Genomic DNA, 21,224 nt, shown 5'->3' with positions numbered 1-21,224 from the left:
CCTGCACCGGCTTCTCTCACATAGATCGGGGCAAGGCTGAATCTGCTTTAATCATAAAAACAGACAGCCTGAAAGTAAAGATAATTTTGGATGATAACTGGAAAATGAATCGATATTACCGATTGAAACAAAAAGCGTGAATATTGTCGTATTTGCTCAGGATAGAGCATACGTATTGTGGAAACGAACGGTTGTCAGCTGTTTACTTTTGAATCACAACGGCCTGGCTGCCCATCTGTTCCCACGCTTTTTCAAAGCTGGTTCTGTCGGTTTTTCTGTTTTTATAGCCATACGGATCATTGAGATAGACATATGTTTCATCATATCCCGTAACGGCAACGCTGTGTTCACTGTACGTAATATCAATCGTTCCGTTTGGTGTTTTCCATGTCTGCATGTTGTTAACTGGCGTAAAGTTGGAGGTTGTAATGACCCAAACAGGATTGCCTTTCTCAAGCTGTTCATAAACAGCAGAAATGCTTTTTCCAGTCAGGTCAGACACTTTGTCTCCGGCATAGGTTTTCGCCAGCTGATAGATCGGTCCATGGTAGACACCGAGACCCGGTCCATTCGCCATATCCCCAACAAATCCGTCATTCGGATCACCTTTTAATCCGCTGCTGTATGTCAAAGGAACTGTGGCTATCTGGTTAGCCAGTGTGTTTTTTGTCACGCTGTATCCCGCGTAATTCAGCACCATCGCAAGACTTGTTACTTCACAGCCGTTATAGAGCCGAGGCGCGTCCATTTGATTGTAAAGGACGACATCCAGTGGTTCTGCGTTTCCTTTCAGTTCCTTTTTGCTGTTCGCAGCCGATTCTTTTTCAGCCTCTTTTTTATCGCTATTGAAAAAAGGAATGTCTATATCTTTTGCATTTATTTTAAGTCCGAAAAAAATGACGCCTGAAAGGATGATCAGTATACATAGAGTTCGCAGTGTTTTCATCTTTATCTCCTTGTTCTCTATTTGATTTGTATTATAGCATGCCAAACATAAAGAATTTGAGATATTACGTACCTTTAATTATTTATTCATGATTTTTTCATATTTGGGAGGAGGGCATCTGAATGAAAAATATCTTAACTGAAGTTAAGCATTGATTTTCATCCTTTCATCTGCTAACATATTATCATATTAGCGAACTAAAGGATTCGGAATTTTCCTTCAAACAATGCAACGGAGGTGCGCGGGTTGATGTTTATGTTTGAGAAACCGCACGGCATGAGAGATACACTGCCCGGTTTATACGAGACGAAAAAAAAGGTGAGACAATCGTTAACCGATTTGATAGATAAATGGGGGTATCAATTTATGGAAACTCCGACACTGGAGTTTTACGATACCGTTGGCGTACAGTCAGCGATTGAAGAGCAGCAGCTGTTTAAGCTTCTTGATCAGGACGGCAAGACGTTGGTGCTTCGCCCGGATATGACAGGACCGATTGCAAGGGTGGCGGCATCAAAGCTTCTGAAACACGGTCATCCTCTCAGAGTTGGCTATGCGGCAAATGTATTCAGGGCCCAGGAACGCGAAGGCGGACGTTCCGCCGAATTCGAGCAGGTAGGAGTGGAATTAATCGGTGACGGAACGACAAGCGCGGATGCTGAGGTCATTGCATTAGTAATTGGTGCGTTAAAAAGCGCCGGGCTTGCTTCCTTTAAAATAGCCATCGGCCATGCCGGCATTGCGGATGCCCTGTTTGTTGAGGTGCTCGGAAACGTTGAGCGTGCTGATGTGCTGCGGAGGTTTTTATACGAGAAGAACTACGTCGGCTACAGAGAACATGTCAAGTCTCTCCCGCTTTCCTCCATTGATAAAAGCAGGCTGCTTGCGCTTCTTGAATTGCGTGGCGGCATAGAAGTTTGCGGACGTGCTGAGGAAATCGTCGATTCTGCACAAGGAAAAAGCGTGGTTGATGAGCTGAAGGCGCTGTGGGACATTCTTGAGGATTACGGATGTACGGAAAATGTCCGTCTTGACCTGAATATGGTTAGCCACATGAGCTATTACACAGGGATTTTATTTGAAGTGTACGCCGAGAATGTCGGCTTTGTCATTGGAAGCGGCGGCCGTTATAACAAGCTTCTGGGTCATTTTAATTCACCCGCGCCTGCGACAGGCTTCGGGCTTCGGATCGATCGGCTGATTGAAGCTCTTCATATGAAAGACGAACCTTGTGAAATAGACGCTGTTATTTTCAGCAAAGAGCAACGGGCGCAAGCCATCGCTTATGCGAATGAAGAACGTATGAAGGGGAACAAAGTGGTTCTTCAAGATTTATCGGGAATTGACAATATCGATCAGATGACAAAATCTTTTGCAAACGTCACCTATTTTATCGGTGCCAGAAAGGAAGAGCAAAATGGGTAAGTTACTCACAATGGCGATGCCAAAGGGCCGGATATTTGAAGAAGCGGCAGGGCTGCTGCGGCAGGCTGGCTACAAGCTCCCTGAGGAGTTTGAAGATTCGAGAAAACTGATCATCGATGTACCGGAGGAAAATCTCCGTTTTATATTAGCTAAGCCGATGGACGTGACCACATATGTGGAGCATGGCGTGGCAGACGTCGGAATTGCTGGCAAGGATGTCATGCTGGAGGAGGAACGCGATGTATATGAGGTGCTGGATTTGAAAATCAGCAAATGCCACTTGGCAGTAGCCGGACTTCCGAATACAGATTGGAGCGGCGTAGCGCCAAGGATCGCGACAAAGTATCCGAATGTGGCTTCTAGTTATTTTAGAGAGCAGGGAGAACAAGTTGAAATCATTAAGCTCAACGGTTCAATTGAGCTGGCACCGCTCATTGGGCTTGCAGACCGGATTGTGGACATCGTTTCCACTGGACAGACGCTGAAAGAAAACGGGCTTGTTGAAACGGAGCACATTTGCGACATTACTTCCCGATTTATCGTCAACCCGGTAAGCTATCGCATGAAAGACGATGTGATTGACGAAATGGCATCCCGCTTATCTCTCGTTGTGGAAGGAGAAACGGCAAAATGAAGATCAAAACCATCAGCGGCGCTGAACGGCTTTCTCTTAAGCGGTCTATAGATGCCGGAACGGAAGAGCAAAGAAAAACAGTCCGATCCATTATTGAAGATGTCAAAGCAAACGGTGATCAGGCGGTTCGCAGCTATACGGCGAGATTTGACGGCATCGAAATAGACAGCCCGCTCGTCACAAAAGAAGAAATTGAGGAAGCATACACCTTACTGGATTTACAGCTGCTTCAGGTGATTAGGCAGGCAATCGAAAATATTAGGGAATATCATGAAAGACAGCTGCAATCCTCATGGTTTTATCACAGAAAGGACGGCACAATGCTGGGGCAGAAAGTGACGGCGCTTGATTCCGCCGGCGTATATGTGCCAGGGGGAACGGCTGCATATCCTTCATCTGTTTTGATGAATGTCATTCCGGCGCTGACAGCGGGTGTGGAAAGAATCGTTCTGGTGACGCCTCCGGGAAGAGACGGACAGCTGTCTCCAGGGGTTTTAGTCGCTGCTGCCGAGCTGGGCATAAAAGATATTTACAAAATGGGCGGCGCTCAGGCGATTGCGGCGCTGGCGTACGGAACCGAAACCATTGAGCCGGTAGATAAAATCACAGGCCCTGGAAATATTTATGTCGCGCTTGCCAAACGAGAGGTGTTCGGCGATGTCGATATTGATATGATTGCCGGACCGAGTGAAATCGTCGTGCTGGCTGATGAAACAGCGATTCCGAGAGAAATTGCAGCCGACCTGCTGTCACAGGCGGAACACGATAAGCTCAGTTCATGTGTGTTTGTCACAGATTCCATGGCGCTGGCCAAGGCGGTTTCAACAGAGGTGAACGAACAGCTGAAAACCTTGCCGCGAAGAGAAATAGCGGAAGCTTCAGTGAGTGATTACGGTTGTATCTATGTGGCGGAAACAATGGATGAAGCGATTGATACTGTCAATACGCTTGCGCCGGAGCATTTAGAAATCATCACACAGTCTCCCGAAGCTTTACTTGGAAGAATCAAACATGCGGGTGCAATTTTCTTAGGCAGATACAGCCCTGAGCCTATCGGAGATTATTTTGCCGGACCGAATCACGTGCTTCCGACGAATGGAACAGCGAGATTTTCAAGTCCATTAAACGTAACGGATTTTCAAAAGAAATCGAGCATTATTTCTTACAGCCAATCAGCTTTTGAAGAACATGCCGAAAGCATCGCGGCTTTTGCCAGACTTGAAGGATTAGAAGCCCATGCCAGATCAATCGAAGCGAGAGAACGGAGGAATTCAAAATGAGAAAAGCGGAACGCGCCAGAAAAACAAACGAAACAGATATTGAGCTGGCATTCACAATAGACGGTGAAGGACAAGCTGATATCCAAACAGACGTACCGTTTATGACGCACATGCTGGATTTATTCACGAAACACGGGCAATTCGATCTTTCGATTAACGCAAAAGGCGATGTTGATATAGATGATCACCACACGACCGAAGACATCGGCATCTGCTTAGGGCAGGCGCTGCTCGAAGCCTTGGGTGATAAAAAAGGAATCAAACGCTACGGATCGGCGTTTGTACCGATGGATGAGGCGCTTGCTCAAGTCGTCATAGATTTAAGCAATCGGCCGCACTTGGAAATGCACGCGGACTTCCCTGCGGCTAAAGTCGGCACATTCGATACGGAGCTTGTACATGAATTTTTGTGGAAGCTGGCGCTTGAAGCACGGATGAATCTGCACGTTATCGTTCATTACGGCACAAACACCCACCACATCATTGAAGCTGTTTTTAAAGCGCTTGGACGTGCGCTTGATGAAGCGACTACAATCGATCCGCGTGTTAAAGGGATACCATCAACGAAAGGGATGCTGTAAATGATCGGCGTGATAGATTACGGAATGGGCAATTTATACAGTGTCTCAAAGGCGTTTGAGCGTGTCGGCGTGCCGTATTTTGTTTCTGAAAAGCCGGAGGAGCTGAAAGAAGCTGATGCCTTCATTTTGCCGGGAGTCGGTTCATTTGGAGACGCGATGGACAATTTGCGCAACGCGAAGCTCGATCAATTGATTCGCGACATGGTCTCAGAAGGGAGACTGCTTCTCGGAATCTGCCTCGGCATGCAGCTTTTATTTGATGAAAGCGAAGAAAATGGGACCGCGTCAGGCCTCGGGCTGTTAAAAGGGAAAGCAGTCAGGCTGAAAGCAGAAGATGAGAAAGGAAACAAGCTGAAGGTTCCGCATATGGGCTGGAATCGCCTTTCCTTTCATAACGAATCTCTGCTGCTGGCTGAAACAGAAGAAGGCTACGCTTATTTCGTGCATTCTTATTACATTGACGGAATGGAGGCGGATGCGCTTCTGGCAAGCGCTGATTATGGTGTGCGAGTCCCTGCTGTAGTCGGAAAAGGGAACGTCTTCGGCGCTCAATTTCATCCGGAAAAAAGCAGCACGGTCGGAATGTCCATCTTAACCCAATTTACGAAAATGGCAGCAGAACAGAAGGTGAAAAAATGAGTGCTTTTACATTATATCCGGCAATTGATATGAGAAACGGCAAATGTGTCCGCCTTGTTCAAGGAGACTATAATAAGGAAACGATATACGGCGATTCACCATACGACATGGCCTCGTTATTTGCGAGTGAGGGTGCCGAATGGATCCATCTCGTTGATCTTGACGGCGCAAAAGAAGGAAAAAGAGTAAATGACCGTCATGTGATCGAAATTTCGCAAAAGCTGGACCTGAAAGTGGAAATCGGCGGGGGAGTCCGTTCCGAAAGTGACGTCTATGAATACTTATCAGCAGGAGTCGATCGGGTAATCCTGGGAAGCTCGGCTGTTTCTAACCCTCCATTTGTCAAAAAAATGCTGAAACAATATGGCGAGAAAATTGCAATCGGGTTGGATGCGAGAAACGGATTTGTTTCAACAGAGGGATGGCTGGAAACATCAAGCCTTAAGGCAGCTGAACTCGGTAAAGAGCTTGCCAATGAAGGAGCGGAAGTCTTTATTTTTACTGACATCGCGACAGACGGAATGCTGTCTGGCCCAAATATTGAAAGCACGGTCGAGCTTGCTAAGGAAACGGGGAAATCTGTGATTGCTTCCGGCGGAGTCAGCTCCGTCGCGGACCTCGAAGCCCTCGCCCGCTGTCAGGCGGACGGCGTTTCTGGTGTGATTATCGGAAAAGCGCTGTATACCAATCAGTTTACGCTGAGCGAGGCGCTTGAAAGGGTGAAACGCAAATGATCACAAAACGGATTATTCCATGTCTTGATGTCAAAGAAGGACGCGTTGTAAAAGGAATTCAATTTCTCGAATTAAAAGATGCCGGTGACCCTGTTGAATTGGCGAAATTGTATGACCAGGAAGGCGCGGATGAACTGGTTTTTCTCGATATTTCCGCCTCGCATGAAGGACGAAAAACGATGGTTGATGTGGTGGAGCAGGTTGCCGCGAAGCTTGCGATTCCGTTTACAGTCGGCGGCGGCATCAATCAGCTCAGCGATATGAAAACGATTCTGCGTGCCGGCGCAGATAAAGTTTCTGTGAACACGGCAGCTGTTCTCCGGCCTGAGCTGATTACGGAAGGAGCCGAGTTTTTCGGTTCGCAATGCATCGTACTTGCCATCGATGCCAAGTATGACCAGGAATCTGGCACATATAAAGTCTACACGCACGGCGGCAGAAAGAAAACAGATTGGGAAGTCACAGCATGGGCAAAAGAAGGCGTCAAACGCGGCGCAGGAGAAATATTGCTGACAAGCATGGACTCTGACGGTGAGAAAAAAGGCTTTGATCACAGGCTGACAAAGCTTGTTTCTGAAACTGTCCCCGTACCTGTTATCGCCTCGGGAGGAGCGGGAAACGCGCAGCATATGCTTGAGGCTTTTACAAAAGGAGAAGCCGACGCTGCGCTGGCCGCCTCTATTTTTCATTATAAAGAAACATCAATGAAAGAAGTGAAATCATACTTGAAAGAGCACGGGGTGAATGTGAGATGAAACAGGCAGATGAACTGCGTTTTAATGAGGATGGATTAATTCCTGCCATCGTGCAGGATGCGGTAAGCAAAGAAGTGCTGACACTTGCCTATATGAACAAGGAATCGTACGAAAAAACGCTGGAAACGAAAGAAACATGGTTTTACAGCCGCTCACGTCAAGAGTTATGGCATAAAGGAGAAACCTCGGGGAACACGCAAGCCGTTACGGGTATTCGGTATGACTGCGACCAAGACGCGCTGATCGTGCTCGTAGAACCGTCCGGACCGGCATGCCACACTGGCAGCTACAGCTGTTTTATAAAGGAACAAACAGAAGAACAGGCTGCGGGCCGATTTGACATCATTAACGAGCTGGAGCGCGTGATCGCGGAACGCCAAGCGGAAATGCCTGAAGGAGCTTACACCACTTACCTTTTCCGAGAAGGCGTCGATAAGATTTTGAAAAAAGTTGGTGAAGAAGCATCCGAAGTCATCATCGCCGCGAAAAACCGAGACCACGAGGAACTCAAATGGGAAGCGGCAGATCTGCTGTATCACCTGCTTGTCCTGCTCAGAGAACAAGCATTGCCGCTGGATGATGTGCTTGACGTATTGAAGAAACGACATTCTGAAAAATAAGAGTAAAGAGCCGTTATCATACGGCTCTTTTTGTTTTGTGAAAAAAGTAATAGGTATTTAGTTGCGTATGAGGTGTTTTGCATGATTAGTTAATAAAAGGAGAGTAAAACCAAGTCGGATTTCCTATTTATCCAAATTCCGCCATGTTGTAACATGGAAAAGGATAAATTAATCACTCATTAACCAGGTCAATAGAATTATTTTTAGAGTAAAAATAGAATACTATTCTCACAATAACCGTGGAGGTTCGTAATGAAAAAGATCATCTTTATTTGCTTCAGCTTATTACTTGCCCTGACAGGAGGATGCAGTATGAACGACAATGATAAAAACAGCACAAATGACAATAAAACAGAAGCCGTAAAACCAAAAGACATGGATCCAAAAGACCTGCCGCAAGTTCCTGCGTTTCAGGACGATAAAACGAGAGAGTACATGGTGTCAACGAAAGAAGAGGAACCGGGGTATTATTTGCTGGAGTCTAAGTTGAAAGGATTTAGGATGTTGTTTCCAGAGGATGGGGAGTACTCAGACTCTGAAACTTCAAAAACAAACGAGTCACTATTTTTTGACAGTGTTAATAAAAAAACGAATATAGTAATGAATGCTTCAGTAAAGTTTTATCAAAATGAATCATTTATAAACGATCCGGAGACTATGTTGGATATCGTTAGTGGTAAAAATGAATACAAAGGTAATTTCGAAAAATTAGAAGCAAAGGATAAGGATATTTATTTTGCTTCAAAAAAAGAATACTTTGAGAACGAAGAGAAACCATCCTATATCTATCTTGGTTATATAAAATCGAAAAAACAAGATTATTTAGGGATGGAATATTCTTTTATGTTCAGCTGCTCAGCAAATGCACAGACATGTAAACAAAATCCAAAAGACTATGGGATAAAGGTTAAAAAAATATTAAATTCTGTCACCTTTAATATAGAGGAGCGGGAAGATGGGGAGTAAAAATATTTTTGTAAATGAAAATATAAAACTGCGCCTTATAAATATAGAATACAGTTATAAACAGAAATTTGCTTCTTCGGATCCAAAAATAATTCAAGATGCTAAGGATGATTTTGAAGCAGATATTCGGAGAATTTATAAAGAAGAAACTCATCAGGATCTTACACAAAATATTGAAATTTATACATCTAAAGAGCTTGTACATCAGAATGAAGAATCAGGTTATGATGGTACTGCTATTCATATCACAGATAAAAAGAATGAAGTCAATCAGTTGCATATTATTTCTGAAGGAAGTGCAGATAATAAAGACTGGACTTATAATTTTTTTGGTCTGTTTCTTGGGATGGACGATAGTCAATATAATGCAACTAAGGAGTTTACTAGGAAAGCAAAGAAGAAAGCAGGAAATGACAAAAATTTAAAAACATATAGCATGGGGCATTCATTGGCTAATAATAACCAAGTAATGGTGCAATTAATAGATGGTGAATACGATGAGGTGTATGGTGTAAATGGAGCTCAAGTAAGCGTGGACCATTTGTTTAAAGCCGATGAGCATCTGAGATACACAATGCTCAAAAAATTTAAGGTAAATACATTTAAAGAGTTAAATTCACTCCCAAAAGAAGACCTTAAAAAAGCGATCACCAAATACTATAAAGACAAAGGCGTAACAGCAAACATCACCCAACGCATCTCCAAAGATGACCCGCTTTATGGCGTTAGCGGAAAGGCTGATTTTATTACATTTGGCGATGTAAAGATGAAAGATACAAACACGGATGTCAAAGGAATCAGAAGCATTATTGATAATATTCCCGATGAGGAAGTCCGCTCTATCCAAACCTTTTTGCGAAAGTATTCGGATGACTATAAAAAAGGTGGGCTAAACGGATTTGTCTTGGCTTCAACTGGTATAGATGCAGAGCTTGTCGGCAGTATATTTAGTGCTGATGGAAATATGGCGAAAGGGAAAATAGTGAAAGACCGGTTTGGTGATATACAGGTAATGGTTAAGAATATCGGGGAAAAAATGCCGGCCTTTATCAAATTCTTTCATACTATCTTGAATAATAGCGGGACATTTGTGGATCAGCTTAAAGAGAATGGTTATATTGATGAGACACAAAAGAAGAGTATCAAAAAACAGTTGAAAATTGTTAATAATAAGATAAGCGATATAGAAATTCAATATCAACAGTTAAAATACGCACTTTCTACTAATAATGTAGTTGCAATTGTTTATTATGTCTGTGAGTTAGTAGGGAGTGTTAAAGAATTAAAGGCTGCACTAGAAACACTCGACACAGAAACAAAAGACGCATTAAAGCTCATTGTCGACGGCCACAGCATCGTTCAAATGCTGAACGCTTTATCAAAGGGAAAAGGCTTTAGCTATAAAGGCTCCGATATTTACTTTACAGGAAAGAGCGGATCGGGAGAAACGATTAAAGTCAATCTATCATCCGCTGTCAGAATCTATCAAAACGGTATGAAGATCGTTGAAGATATGGAAGAGGCGATTTCTAAGTACCAGAAGGTTTACAGTCAGGAAATCGATGAAGACTTCGTAGACAAAAAACAGGCGATCATCACGGCAATTCATCATATGGAAGAAAATCCTTCGCATTATGCCTTCGATCTTCAATTCCGGCTTGCAGCCGGTTTCAATCACACATTCGATAAATTGGAGAAAATCTCAGTTCATGAATCGTTCCACACAGGTGCGCTCCCTGCTAATGATGGAATTGTTGCTGAATTAAAAAAACAGGCAACAGAAAAAAGAGATTTCATCAAAAACATCCGCGAGAGTATTGAAAAGCTGTTTGAAAAAGAAGAAATGATTTCTCAGTTATTTGATTTTCAGCCTTAGGAGGAATATGAAGAGTGACTTCCTTATTTTCAGAAAGTGAAACAGAAATTGTATCAACCACCTATATGTTTCTTCCCCAAGACGAAATGAAGGGGAAAGCAGACAGCCTCAATAAACCGATCAACGACATTCTCGGCCTGACAAAGAAATTTGAGTCTTCGCTAAAAGAGGAAATCAAAGGACAAAAAGGGTTGATTGTAAAAAAAATAAAAGAAGAGCTTGAATCAAAAAGCGAAAAACGAAAAGCTGCACTTCAAATGATAAAAGAAGAACATACTGCAAAAGTTGACCGGTACAAAATGATGATTGAAGACCTGCGAAAGCAGGATGTGACATTGACTTACAAAAAAAAGAAGCCTGTTCAAGGTGTCTAATATAAAAAGTCTCCTATTCAAACAATGAGTGGGAGATTTTTGTTCATCACGGCAAAAATATACTGAAAAAGTCTCTCTCCATTGATATGATTGAGAAAGAGTAAAAATCATCCTTTTGCTATGCCATTTCACCTTTCTGAACGCTGAAACAGGAGGAAACATATATGCCAACTAAGCAACAAAAATCTAAAAGTAAATTGAAACCCTTTTTTGCATTAGTAAAGAAGACCAATCCTTCTTATGGAAAGCTTGCCTTTGCGCTGGCCCTCAGTATTGTGACCACGCTGGTCAGCCTGCTGATTCCATTATTAACGAAGCAGCTTGTCGACGGATTTTCTATGTCAAATCTGTCAGGCACGCAAATCGGGCTGATCGCGCTGGTTTTTTTCGTTCAGGCGGGTTTAAGCGCTTATGCCACCTATGCGCTTAACTATAATGGACAAAAAATCATCTCCGGACTGCGGGATTTATTATGGAAGAAATTAATTAAGCTGCCTGTTCCTTATTTCGACACAAACGCCTCCGGAGAAACAGTCAGTCGTGTAACGAATGATACGATGGTGGTCAAAGAACTGATTACAACCCATATCAGCGGATTTATTACAGGGATCATTTCTGTTATTGGATCACTGACAATCTTGTTTATTATGAATTGGAAGCTGACACTGCTTGTGTTAGTTGTCGTTCCGCTGGCAGCTCTTATTTTAATACCGATTGGCCGGAAGATGTTCTCCATTTCACGGGAAACGCAAGATGAAACAGCCCGTTTCACTGGCCTGCTGAATCAAATTCTTCCGGAAATCAGACTCGTCAAGGCTTCAAATGCGGAGGATGTCGAATATGGGCGCGGGAAGATTGGGATTTCTTCATTATTTAAACTTGGCGTGCGTGAAGCAAAGGTTCAGTCGCTTGTCGGCCCGCTCATCTCACTCGTGTTAATGGCGGCGCTTGTGGCAGTGATCGGATACGGCGGCATGCAAGTGTCATCAGGTGAGCTCACCGCCGGAGCGCTCGTGGCTTTTATTTTATATTTGTTTCAAATTATTATGCCGATGGGCCAGATTACCACGTTCTTCACACAGCTCCAAAAATCAATCGGTGCAACAGAACGAATGATTGAGATTTTAGCAGAGGAAGAGGAAGATACAGTCACAGGAAAACAAATCGAAAACGCGCATTTGCCTATTCAGCTTGATCGTGTGTCTTTTGGATATAAGCCTGATCAGCTGATCTTGAAAGAGATCAACGCCGTCATTGAAGCAGGGAAAGTCACAGCGATTGTCGGCCCGAGCGGCGGTGGGAAAACGACGCTGTTTAAGCTGCTAGAACGTTTCTATACTCCGACTGCAGGGACCATCCGGCTGGGGGACGAGCCAGTTGATACTTACTCGCTTGAATCGTGGCGGGAGCACATCGGGTATGTATCACAGGAAAGCCCGTTAATGTCAGGAACAATCAGAGAAAATATCTGCTACGGGTTAGAACGCGATGTTACGGATGACGAGATCGAAAAAGCTGCGGAGATGGCATATGCGCTCAATTTTATAAAGGAGCTGCCGAATCAGCTTGATACAGAGGTGGGCGAACGCGGCATTATGCTGTCAGGAGGACAAAGACAGAGAATCGCGATTGCGAGAGCGCTTCTTCGTGATCCGAGCATTCTTATGCTCGATGAAGCCACCTCAAGCCTCGACAGCCAATCTGAAAAATCAGTTCAGCAGGCGCTTGAGGTGCTGATGGAGGGCCGCACAACGATTGTCATCGCCCACCGCTTATCTACCGTTGTAGACGCGGACCGGCTTTTGTTTGTTGAAAAAGGAGAAATTACCGGACGTGGAACACATCATGAATTAATGGCTTCCCATGATCTTTATAGGGATTTTGCTGAGCAACAGCTGAAAATGAACGCGGATTTAGAAAACAAAGCCGGGTAAATTTTGGTCGAATCAGCCAGTAAAAAGCGGAGGGATTTTCCCAATCCTTCCTTTTGAACTATTGAGGGGCTTATGATTTATGGTATACTACTGACGGTAATATTGTATAAAACGGAGGGTAGTTGTGGGAAAACACACTTCTGAACATAAAAATCACGCACAAATTGTCCAGCTGCTTCAAGATGGACAATATTTTTTTCATAAAGGCTTGAAAGCGTATAAAGAGCGCAATCTGAAACGGGCAAGCAAACTGATTCAGCGCGCGGTTCATTTGGAGCCGGACGATTCAGAGATGCTATCGCAGCTTGCGGTCATTTATTCAGAAATGGGCCAGTATCAAGAGTCGAACGATCTTCTTGATTATATCATGGCGAATCTGGAGGACGAAATGCCGGAGTGCCATTACTTTAAAGCGAATAACTTCGCCCATCTGGGACTCTTTCAAGAAGCTTATAAAGAAGCGGCCGCTTATTCAGATGCGGATCCGGACGGTGAATTCGCCGAAGAAAACGATAGTCTGCTTGAATTGCTCGATTTAGGAGACGACGGCATTGAGGATTCGTTGTATGATCAGGATGAACTGCTGATGAAACAGGATCGGGCAAAGTCATTGCTGGAAAGTGGCCAGCTTGCTGAAGCGGTTGCGGCGCTTGAGGAAATCACAGCAGAATATCCGGAGCTTTGGTCAGCATACAATAACCTGGCGCTTGCCTATTTCTATTCAGGCAACATCGTAAAAGCGAAGCAAACCGCTTATCAAGTGCTCAGTCATAATGAAGGAAACCTTCACGCCTTATGCAATCTTCTCGTTTTCTACTATTATGAAAGAGAAGATGAAAAAGTGGCGGAATTGAGTGCTCAGCTTTCTAATGTATATCCGATGCTATTGGAACAGCGCTATAAACTGGGAGCCACTTTGGCGCTTGTCGGCCGTTACGAGATCGGATATAAATGGCTTAAATCATTATATAAAACCGGCTTTGAAGGTGACGATACATTCTTTTACTGGCTTTCGTGTTCCGCTTATTTTACGGGACATACTGAATTTGCCGAAACGATCTGGAGAAAAGTCGAGTCGCAATATCCCGGAGAAGACCGCCCGGCTCCCTGGATAGAGCGGAGGGAAGCTCTCCCTTCATCCGTGGAACAGCGTCTCGCAGCCTATTATATCAGCAGCACAAAGGGAGAAACGGAGCATCTTGAAGCGGTGATACGCTCAAAGAGAATTACCGCTCCTTTCGAAAATCATTTTGTTAAGCTGCTTTTGAATGGAGATTCCGCGGCTGCTGACGTAACAGAAGATGCACTTTTTGCCTATCAAACCGTCAAATTATTGGAGCAAGCTGAAAAAGAAGAGATGAAAACAGAAGTCATGAGCTGCTGGGTGTTCCATGTCATCCAGCAAATCCGTGCAGCCGCTCCGTTGAAAAATGAGAGAGGCTGGGCAGCGGCGATCTGTTATATTTGGAAAGAAGCCCACGGCAAGCATGACACGAAAAAAGACACAGCGGCCCGATTCGGCATCTCTCCGGCAACTTTGACGAAATATATGAAATATATTGATGATATTCTAGAATAGAATATTTTGAAGAGTCGATTTGTAGAATCGACTCTTTTTTTATTTGATAGATTATATTAAGAAAATAATATCGACAGTTTTTTTACTCGTTTAAGAAAAATGACAAATGATGTGCGACTTGACATCTGTTTGAAACACAAATGTAATAAAATTTATCGCTAATTTGTCGAAACTTGATGGTATAATGATTCTCGTACATAAGGAATTAGTGTTTTTTACATATGATGTGAAATAAACGCTATACAACCAGAATAAGAGATGCACAGAATAATTAACCATAAACGACCATCATTCCTCGTAGAGTATGAGGAACGAAACTTGATGTTCAAAATACAATTCCAAATGAGAACAGGTTCACAGTAAAAGGGAGGATATAAAAAGTGAGAAAGAGTTTATTGACACTTGGTTTGGCTTCCGTCATCGGGACAAGCAGTTTTTTGATCCCATTTACAAGTAAAACTGCATCGGCGGAAACATTAGATGAAAAGAAACAAAAAATCGAAAGCAAGCAATCTGAGGTTGCTTCCAGCATTGAAGCAAAGGAAAAAGAATTAACTAAGCTTCAGGAAAACCAATCAAAGATTGAAAAAGAACTGAAAGACATTAACGCTAAGGCGCTTGATACAAGCAACAAGATCGAAGATAAAAAAGAAGAAAACGATAAAACAAAAGAAGAAATCAAAAAACTGAAAAAAGAGATTAAAGAGACAGAAGCCCGCATTGAAAAACGCAATGAAATTCTGAAAAAACGCGTTCGTTCTTTACAGGAAAGCGGCGGATCTCAAGGGTACATAGATGTCCTTTTAGGATCAACAAGCTTTGGTGATTTTATCTCTCGCGCCACTGCGGTTTCATCTATTGTTGATGCAGACAAAGATTTAATTAAGCAGCAAGAGCAGGATAAAGCGAAGCTTGAAGATTCTGAAGCGGATTTGAATAATAAGCTGAAAGAAGTTCAAGCTGCATTGGCTAAATTAGAAACAATGCAAAAAGACCTTGATAAACAGCTTGATGAAAAAGACAAGCTTTTCGACGAAGCAAAAGCAAGCCAGAAGAAAACGGCTGCCGCGATTTCTGAATTAAAATCAGAAGCGTCTGAACTTGCAAATCAAAAAGCAGATACTGAAGCTGAACAAGCACGCATCAAAAAAGAACAAGAAGCAGCGGCTGCTTTGATCAAAAAGCAGGAAGAAGCACAAAAAGCATCTGATGAAACACAAACAGATGACAGCCAGACGGCTACAACTGAATCAGCAAAGGTGAGCTCATCTGACGATTCTTCAGACAATTCTTCTAAGAGTTCATCAAACAGTTCATCAAGCAGCTCATCTTCTAAGAAGAGCAGCAGCTCAAACAGCAATTCAGGCGGCACTGTTATCAGCAACTCAGGTGGAATTGAAGGCGCGATCAGCGTTGGTTCAAGCATTGTAGGACAATCTCCGTACAAATTTGGCGGCGGACGCACTCAGTCTGATATCAACAACCGTATTTTTGACTGCTCATCATTCGTACGCTGGGCATACGCTTCTGCAGGTGTTAACCTTGGACCTGTCGGCGGAACAACAACTGATACATTAGTTGGCAGAGGACAAGCTGTCAGCGCGTCCGAAATGAAACGCGGAGACTTAGTTTTCTTTGACACATATAAAACAAACGGTCACGTTGGAATTTACTTAGGAAACGGTACTTTCCTAAACGACAATACATCTCATGGTGTATCTGTTGACTCTATGAGCAACGTTTACTGGAAAAAAGCATTTAAAGGCGTTGTAAGACGTGTTGTTCAATAATAAATAAGACAAGGGCCTTCTATACACAGAAGGCTCTTTCTTTATTAACATGTATACCCTTTTACAATACATTTAATCGTGATGAGAAAAAAATGAGCAAAAAAATAGCGTATCACCATGAGATTTTATAGGATATGGGTAAGGAATACGTTTGATGGGGATTCTTATCATATAAGAAAGAGCCCAAACTTGAAAAGATGGTTTAAGGAGTGAATAGTGTGTCAGAAGAAAAAGTGTATGACGTGATTATAATCGGCGCGGGCCCTGCTGGGATGACGGCCGCTGTATACACATCAAGAGCAAATTTATCGACATTAATGATTGAAAGAGGAATTCCAGGCGGGCAAATGGCCAATACGGAAGATGTAGAAAACTATCCTGGATTCGAAAGCATCCTTGGACCTGAGCTTTCCAATAAAATGTTCGAACACGCGAAAAAATTCGGTGCTGAATACGCTTATGGCGATATTAAAGAAGTTGTTGACGGCAAAGAGTACAAAGTGGTTAAAGCCGGTTCAAAAGAATATAAAGCACGTGCAGTCATCATTGCCGCAGGTGCGGAGTATAAAAAAATCGGCGTGCCTGGCGAAAAAGAATTGGGCGGCCGCGGTGTATCTTATTGTGCGGTATGTGACGGCGCTTTCTTTAAAGGCAAAGAGCTTGTCGTTGTTGGCGGCGGTGATTCCGCGGTTGAAGAAGGCGTGTACCTAACACGTTTTGCTTCAAAAGTAACGATCGTTCATAGACGTGACAAACTCCGTGCGCAAAGCATTCTCCAAGCGAGAGCGTTTGATAATGAAAAAGTTGACTTCTTATGGAATAAAACCGTGAAGGAAATTCATGAGGAAAACGGCAAAGTCGGTAACGTAACGCTTGTCGATACGGTAACCGGTGAAGAAAGTGAATTCAAAACAGACGGCGTATTCATTTACATCGGCATGCTTCCTCTGTCTAAACCGTTCGAAAATCTGGGCATTACGAATGAAGAAGGCTACATCGAAACAAACGACCGCATGGAAACAAAGGTTGAAGGTATTTTCGCTGCCGGAGACATTCGCGAAAAGTCACTGCGCCAAATTGTAACGGCTACAGGAGACGGAAGTATTGCGGCACAAAGCGTTCAGCATTATGTCGAAGAACTCCAAGAAACGCTGAAAACCTTAAAATAAAAAGGACTGTCATACGAGCTTCATATAACGTTACTGGGTTTTAATTCCGCTGTAACAGTTGTGTAATGCTTTTCGGTTATGATTAATAAAGTAATTGACCCCCTTTTTATAATGAATACACTTTTTTGGCACGGATTCTCCAGTTATCCGTGTCCTTTTTTTGTCCAAAAATAAAAGACGGATGCCTATTACAGCAAATCACCTGAACTAAGAGATGAATATGCTGTAAAATAGAAGAAAAGATTGTCAATGCCTCTTCATTGTGGGAGGCATCTTGAAGCGGTATAATAAAGAGACGATGACAGGACGAGAAGGTTAGGTGAACGTACTTGCAAAGAGTGACAAATTGTGTGCTTCAGACGGATGACAAAGTCCTTCTGCTTCAAAAACCTAGACGCGGCTGGTGGGTCGCGCCGGGAGGCAAGATGGAGAGCGGAGAATCAGTCAGAGACTCCGTCATCAGAGAGTACAGAGAAGAGACGGGTATCTATATCATAAATCCTCAGTTAAAAGGCGTTTTTACCTTTATTATTAAAGATGGTGACCACGTTGTCTCTGAGTGGATGATGTTTACGTTTGTCGCTGATTCATATACCGGACAAAATGTAGCTGAATCAGAGGAAGGCAAGCTGCAGTGGCACGATGTCAATGACATTCAAAACCTGCCTATGGCTCCGGGAGACGGCCATATCCTAGACTTTATGATGAAGGGAAAAGGGCTGCTGCACGGCACATTTACGTATACACCGGATTTTGAGCTGCTCAGTTATCGGTTAGACCCGCAGCATATCAAATAGAAAGACAAGTCAGGGGGGAGAAAGATGAGTGGTAGTGAATCACATGATATTCAGCTTGTCATTATAACCGGAATGTCGGGAGCGGGGAAAACTGTCGCTATTCAAAGCTTTGAAGATCTCGGCTATTTCTGCGTCGATAATCTTCCACCTTCATTGCTTCCGAAATTTTTAGAGCTGATGAAGGAATCAAATTCGAAAATGAGCAAGGTTGCGCTCGTGATGGATTTGCGCGGCCGTGAATTTTTTGACCGGCTGATCGAAGCACTGGATGAAATGGCGGAACATCCGTGGATTACACCGCGAATTTTATTCTTGGACGCGAAAGATTCCATTCTCGTCACGAGATATAAAGAAACGAGACGTTCGCATCCTCTGGCAGCGACGGGCCTGCCGCTTGAGGGCATCGCGCTGGAGCGTGAGCTGCTTGAGGAATTAAAAGGCCGCTCTCAAATGATTTATGATACATCAGACATGAAGCCGCGCGATCTGCGCGAGAAAATCGTAAAGCATTTTGCGACAAACCAAGGAGAGACATTTACGGTAAATGTCATGTCATTTGGTTTTAAATACGGTATTCCGATTGATGCCGATCTCGTTTTTGATGTCAGATTTTTGCCGAACCCATATTATATCGAAAGCATGAGGCCGCTGACCGGAAAAGATGAAGAGGTATCCTCTTACGTCATGAAGTGGAATGAAACACAAAAGTTCAATGAAAAATTAATCGATTTACTCAGCTTCATGCTGCCGTCCTACAAAAGAGAAGGGAAGAGCCAGCTCGTCATTGCGATCGGCTGCACAGGGGGCCAGCACCGCTCTGTGACACTTGCCGAGAATTTAGCTGACTATTTCAAAAAGGATTACTATACTCATGTTACTCACCGGGACATTGAAAAGAGAAGCCGGAAATAAGATGGGACAAAAGCCGAAAATCGCAATCTTTGGCGGCGGTACGGGTCTTTCTGTATTGCTTCGGGGCTTAAAGCATAAACCTGTTGACATTACGGCCATTGTGACAGTTGCCGATGATGGGGGAAGCTCTGGCCGTCTGCGGAATGAGCTGAAAATTCCGCCTCCCGGAGATATCAGAAATGTGCTTGCCGCTTTATCTGATGTGGAGCCGCTTGTTGAAGATCTCTTTCAGCATCGCTTCAATAAGGGGAATGACTTAACAGGCCATTCTCTCGGGAATTTGATTTTGGCAGCGATGACAAATATAACCGGTGATTTTTTTCACGCTGTCACAGAAATGAGCAAGGTGCTGAATGTAAGAGGAAAGGTTTTGCCGGCAGCCAATGCCAGTGTTGTTCTGCATGCCGAAATGGAGGACGGCCGCGTGGTCTCAGGCGAGTCCACTATTCCGGAGTACGGACAGCGGATTAAGCGTGTTTTTCTTACGCCTGAACATATTGATCCGCTGCCGGAAACGATAGACGTGATCAGGGAAGCGGATTTGATTATTATCGGTCCGGGAAGCCTCTATACAAGCATTCTTCCCAATTTGCTCGTCCCGAAAATCGGGGAAGAAGTAGTGAAGGCGCCGGCGAAAAAAGTATACATTTGCAACGTGATGACTCAGCCCGGCGAAACACTCCATTACACCGCAGCTGATCATGTGAAAGCGCTCAACCAGCATATGGGCTGCGGTTTTATTGATACAATATTAGTGAACAGCGAAGACATTCCTGACGAAATAAAACGTAAGTACGAAATGGAATCGGCGCGTCCTGTTGATTTTGATATCGAAGAGCTGAAAGCAATGGGGCTTGAAGTCATCAGAGATCAAATCGTAACGTATAAAAATGACGTAATTCGTCACGATACACATAAAGTGGCCTCTCTTCTTGTCGATTTACTAAAAGAATGAAGCCAGAAATGAGGTGGCTATATGTCATTTGCATCAGAAACAAAAAAAGAATTAACGAATCTGGAAGTGAAAGACTGCTGCATTAACGCAGAGCTGTCTGCGCTTATCCGGATGAACGGAGCATTATCATTTACAAACCGCCATCTCGTACTTGATGTTCAAACCGAAAATGCGGCGATTGCCCGCCGCATCTATACATTGCTGAAAAAACAATATGATGTGTCGGTCGAGCTGCTGGTCAGAAAGAAAATGCGGCTGAAAAAGAATAACGTCTATATTGTGCGTTTTTCAGAAAATGCAAAAGCGATCTTAGAGGATTTAAAAATACTCGGGGAAAATTTTGTGTTTGAACGAAGTATTTCGAAAGAGCTGGTCAAAAAGAGATGCTGCAAGCGTTCTTATATGAGAGGGGCATTTTTGGCAGGAGGTTCGGTCAATAACCCGGAAACCTCCTCGTATCATTTAGAAATCTTCTCTCTTTATAAGGAACATAACGATTCATTATGTGATCTGTTAAATGAGTTTCAGTTAAACAGTAAAACGCTCGAACGGAAAAAAGGCTATATCACCTATCTAAAAGAGGCAGAAAAGATTACTGAGTTTCTGAACGTGATCGGCGCCCACAATTCGCTTCTGCGATTTGAGGATGTCAGAATCGTCAGGGATATGAGAAATTCGGTCAACCGCCTCGTCAATTGTGAAACAGCCAACTTAAACAAAACGATCGGCGCTTCGCTCAGACAGGTGGAGAATATTAAATACATCGATGAAAGAATCGGCTTGGATGCGCTTCCTGAAAAACTTCGGGAAATCGCGCAGCTGCGGATTGATTACCAGGAAGTGACGCTGAAAGAGCTGGGGGAAATGGTAGCAAGCGGGAAAATCAGCAAATCAGGGATCAATCACAGGCTGAGAAAACTTGACGAAATCGCAGAACAGCTGCGGACAGGGCAAACCGTCACTTTAAAATAACCGTAAAGAAAAGGGGAGATCTTATGGTTCAACAGAAAGTGGAAGTTCGATTAAAGACAGGACTGCAGGCGCGTCCTGCTGCTTTGTTTGTACAAGAGGCAAACCGGTTTACGTCAGATGTGTTTCTTGAGAAGGATGGGAAAAAAGTAAATGCCAAAAGTATCATGGGGCTGATGAGTCTTGCGGTAAGCACAGGCACTGAGGTTACCTTGATTGCCCAGGGAGAAGACGAACAAGAGGCGCTGGAAAAGTTGGCTGCTTATGTTCAAGAAGAAGTTTAGGTGAT

Annotated in this window: 21 protein-coding genes; 20 read left to right on the top strand and 1 reads right to left on the bottom strand. The window is 43.6% G+C overall.

The annotated features are described in order from the left end of the window. Window positions 1–202: 202 nt before the first annotated feature. Entirely contained in the window at window positions 203–946 is a 744-nt protein-coding gene (locus Q5C82_RS00530) for a C39 family peptidase (RefSeq protein WP_003219794.1), read from the bottom strand. Between the two features lie 249 nt (window positions 947–1,195). Here Q5C82_RS00530 and Q5C82_RS00525 point away from each other — a divergent pair, with 249 nt between their 5' ends. From Q5C82_RS00525 to Q5C82_RS00430, 20 genes are all read left to right on the top strand, one after another. Beyond that, entirely contained in the window at window positions 1,196–2,371 is a 1,176-nt protein-coding gene (locus Q5C82_RS00525; RefSeq protein WP_003219796.1) for an ATP phosphoribosyltransferase regulatory subunit, read from the top strand. Further along, entirely contained in the window at window positions 2,364–3,005 is a 642-nt protein-coding gene (hisG, locus tag Q5C82_RS00520; protein ID WP_003219799.1) for an ATP phosphoribosyltransferase, read from the top strand. Before Q5C82_RS00525 ends, hisG begins: the two co-directional genes overlap by 8 nt. After that, a complete protein-coding gene (gene hisD, locus Q5C82_RS00515) occupies window positions 3,002–4,285 on the top strand; it encodes a histidinol dehydrogenase (protein ID WP_003219801.1) in 1,284 nt (427 codons plus the stop codon). The genes hisG and hisD overlap by 4 nt, the downstream gene beginning before the upstream one ends. Then, window positions 4,282–4,866, top strand: coding sequence for an imidazoleglycerol-phosphate dehydratase HisB (hisB, locus tag Q5C82_RS00510; RefSeq protein ID WP_003219802.1), 585 nt, complete (start codon window positions 4,282–4,284; stop codon window positions 4,864–4,866). Before hisD ends, hisB begins: the two co-directional genes overlap by 4 nt. Beyond that, complete coding sequence (gene hisH / locus Q5C82_RS00505; protein ID WP_003219804.1) at window positions 4,867–5,505, top strand: imidazole glycerol phosphate synthase subunit HisH; 639 nt, start codon at window positions 4,867–4,869, stop codon at window positions 5,503–5,505. It abuts the gene before it with no gap. Then, on the top strand, window positions 5,502–6,239 hold the full coding sequence (hisA, locus tag Q5C82_RS00500) for a 1-(5-phosphoribosyl)-5-[(5-phosphoribosylamino)methylideneamino]imidazole-4-carboxamide isomerase (protein ID WP_003219805.1): 738 nt from the start codon (window positions 5,502–5,504) through the stop codon (window positions 6,237–6,239). The genes hisH and hisA overlap by 4 nt, the downstream gene beginning before the upstream one ends. Continuing rightward, a complete protein-coding gene (gene hisF, locus Q5C82_RS00495; protein ID WP_003219807.1) occupies window positions 6,236–6,994 on the top strand; it encodes an imidazole glycerol phosphate synthase subunit HisF in 759 nt (252 codons plus the stop codon). The genes hisA and hisF overlap by 4 nt, the downstream gene beginning before the upstream one ends. Further along, complete coding sequence (hisIE, locus tag Q5C82_RS00490) at window positions 6,991–7,614, top strand: bifunctional phosphoribosyl-AMP cyclohydrolase/phosphoribosyl-ATP diphosphatase HisIE (protein ID WP_003219809.1); 624 nt, start codon at window positions 6,991–6,993, stop codon at window positions 7,612–7,614. Before hisF ends, hisIE begins: the two co-directional genes overlap by 4 nt. A 252-nt stretch (window positions 7,615–7,866) precedes the next feature. Next, window positions 7,867–8,580 (top strand): hypothetical protein, encoded by a 714-nt coding sequence (locus tag Q5C82_RS00485; protein ID WP_003219810.1) that lies wholly within the window; start codon window positions 7,867–7,869, stop codon window positions 8,578–8,580. Further along, window positions 8,570–10,456, top strand: a complete 1,887-nt coding sequence (locus Q5C82_RS00480) for a DUF6792 domain-containing protein (protein WP_003219812.1) — start codon at window positions 8,570–8,572, stop codon at window positions 10,454–10,456. The genes Q5C82_RS00485 and Q5C82_RS00480 overlap by 11 nt, the downstream gene beginning before the upstream one ends. Window positions 10,457–10,470: 14 nt before the next feature. After that, window positions 10,471–10,830, top strand: a complete 360-nt coding sequence (locus Q5C82_RS00475; protein WP_003219814.1) for a hypothetical protein — start codon at window positions 10,471–10,473, stop codon at window positions 10,828–10,830. 164 nt (window positions 10,831–10,994) lie between these two features. Next, window positions 10,995–12,764 carry a multidrug resistance ABC transporter ATP-binding protein/permease BmrA gene (bmrA, locus tag Q5C82_RS00470; protein WP_003219817.1) on the top strand — a complete coding sequence of 590 codons (1,770 nt, stop codon included), beginning with the start codon at window positions 10,995–10,997 and terminating at the stop codon, window positions 12,762–12,764. A 124-nt stretch (window positions 12,765–12,888) separates the two neighbouring features. Next, the gene (locus Q5C82_RS00465; RefSeq protein WP_003219819.1) at window positions 12,889–14,343 is read left to right on the top strand and encodes a tetratricopeptide repeat protein; all 1,455 of its coding nucleotides are present in this window, start codon (window positions 12,889–12,891) and stop codon (window positions 14,341–14,343) included. A gap of 380 nt (window positions 14,344–14,723) precedes the next feature. Continuing rightward, window positions 14,724–16,133: a peptidoglycan DL-endopeptidase CwlO gene (gene cwlO, locus Q5C82_RS00460; RefSeq protein ID WP_003219821.1), complete on the top strand. Its 1,410-nt coding sequence runs from the start codon at window positions 14,724–14,726 to the stop codon at window positions 16,131–16,133. A 218-nt stretch (window positions 16,134–16,351) separates the two neighbouring features. Then, window positions 16,352–17,302 carry a thioredoxin-disulfide reductase gene (gene trxB, locus Q5C82_RS00455; RefSeq protein ID WP_003219823.1) on the top strand — a complete coding sequence of 317 codons (951 nt, stop codon included), beginning with the start codon at window positions 16,352–16,354 and terminating at the stop codon, window positions 17,300–17,302. Between the two features lie 329 nt (window positions 17,303–17,631). Beyond that, window positions 17,632–18,099, top strand: a complete 468-nt coding sequence (locus Q5C82_RS00450; RefSeq protein ID WP_003219825.1) for an 8-oxo-dGTP diphosphatase — start codon at window positions 17,632–17,634, stop codon at window positions 18,097–18,099. Window positions 18,100–18,123: 24 nt separating this feature from the next. Further along, the gene (rapZ, locus tag Q5C82_RS00445; protein WP_003219827.1) at window positions 18,124–19,011 is read left to right on the top strand and encodes an RNase adapter RapZ; all 888 of its coding nucleotides are present in this window, start codon (window positions 18,124–18,126) and stop codon (window positions 19,009–19,011) included. A 1-nt stretch (window position 19,012) separates the two neighbouring features. Continuing rightward, a complete protein-coding gene (mgfK, locus tag Q5C82_RS00440) occupies window positions 19,013–19,966 on the top strand; it encodes a gluconeogenesis morphogenetic factor (RefSeq protein ID WP_003219829.1) in 954 nt (317 codons plus the stop codon). Between the two features lie 21 nt (window positions 19,967–19,987). Continuing rightward, complete coding sequence (gene whiA / locus Q5C82_RS00435) at window positions 19,988–20,938, top strand: DNA-binding protein WhiA (protein ID WP_003219831.1); 951 nt, start codon at window positions 19,988–19,990, stop codon at window positions 20,936–20,938. A gap of 23 nt (window positions 20,939–20,961) precedes the next feature. Continuing rightward, window positions 20,962–21,219 (top strand): HPr family phosphocarrier protein, encoded by a 258-nt coding sequence (locus tag Q5C82_RS00430; protein WP_003219835.1) that lies wholly within the window; start codon window positions 20,962–20,964, stop codon window positions 21,217–21,219. The last annotated feature ends 5 nt before the right edge of the window (window positions 21,220–21,224 follow it).

Origin of the sequence: uncultured Bacillus sp. (assembly GCF_958411575.1) — a bacterium.
GTDB lineage: Bacteria > Bacillota > Bacilli > Bacillales > Bacillaceae > Bacillus > Bacillus spizizenii.
Note: the sequence above shows the minus strand (reverse complement) of the source record. Positions and strands in the feature narration are given on the sequence as shown.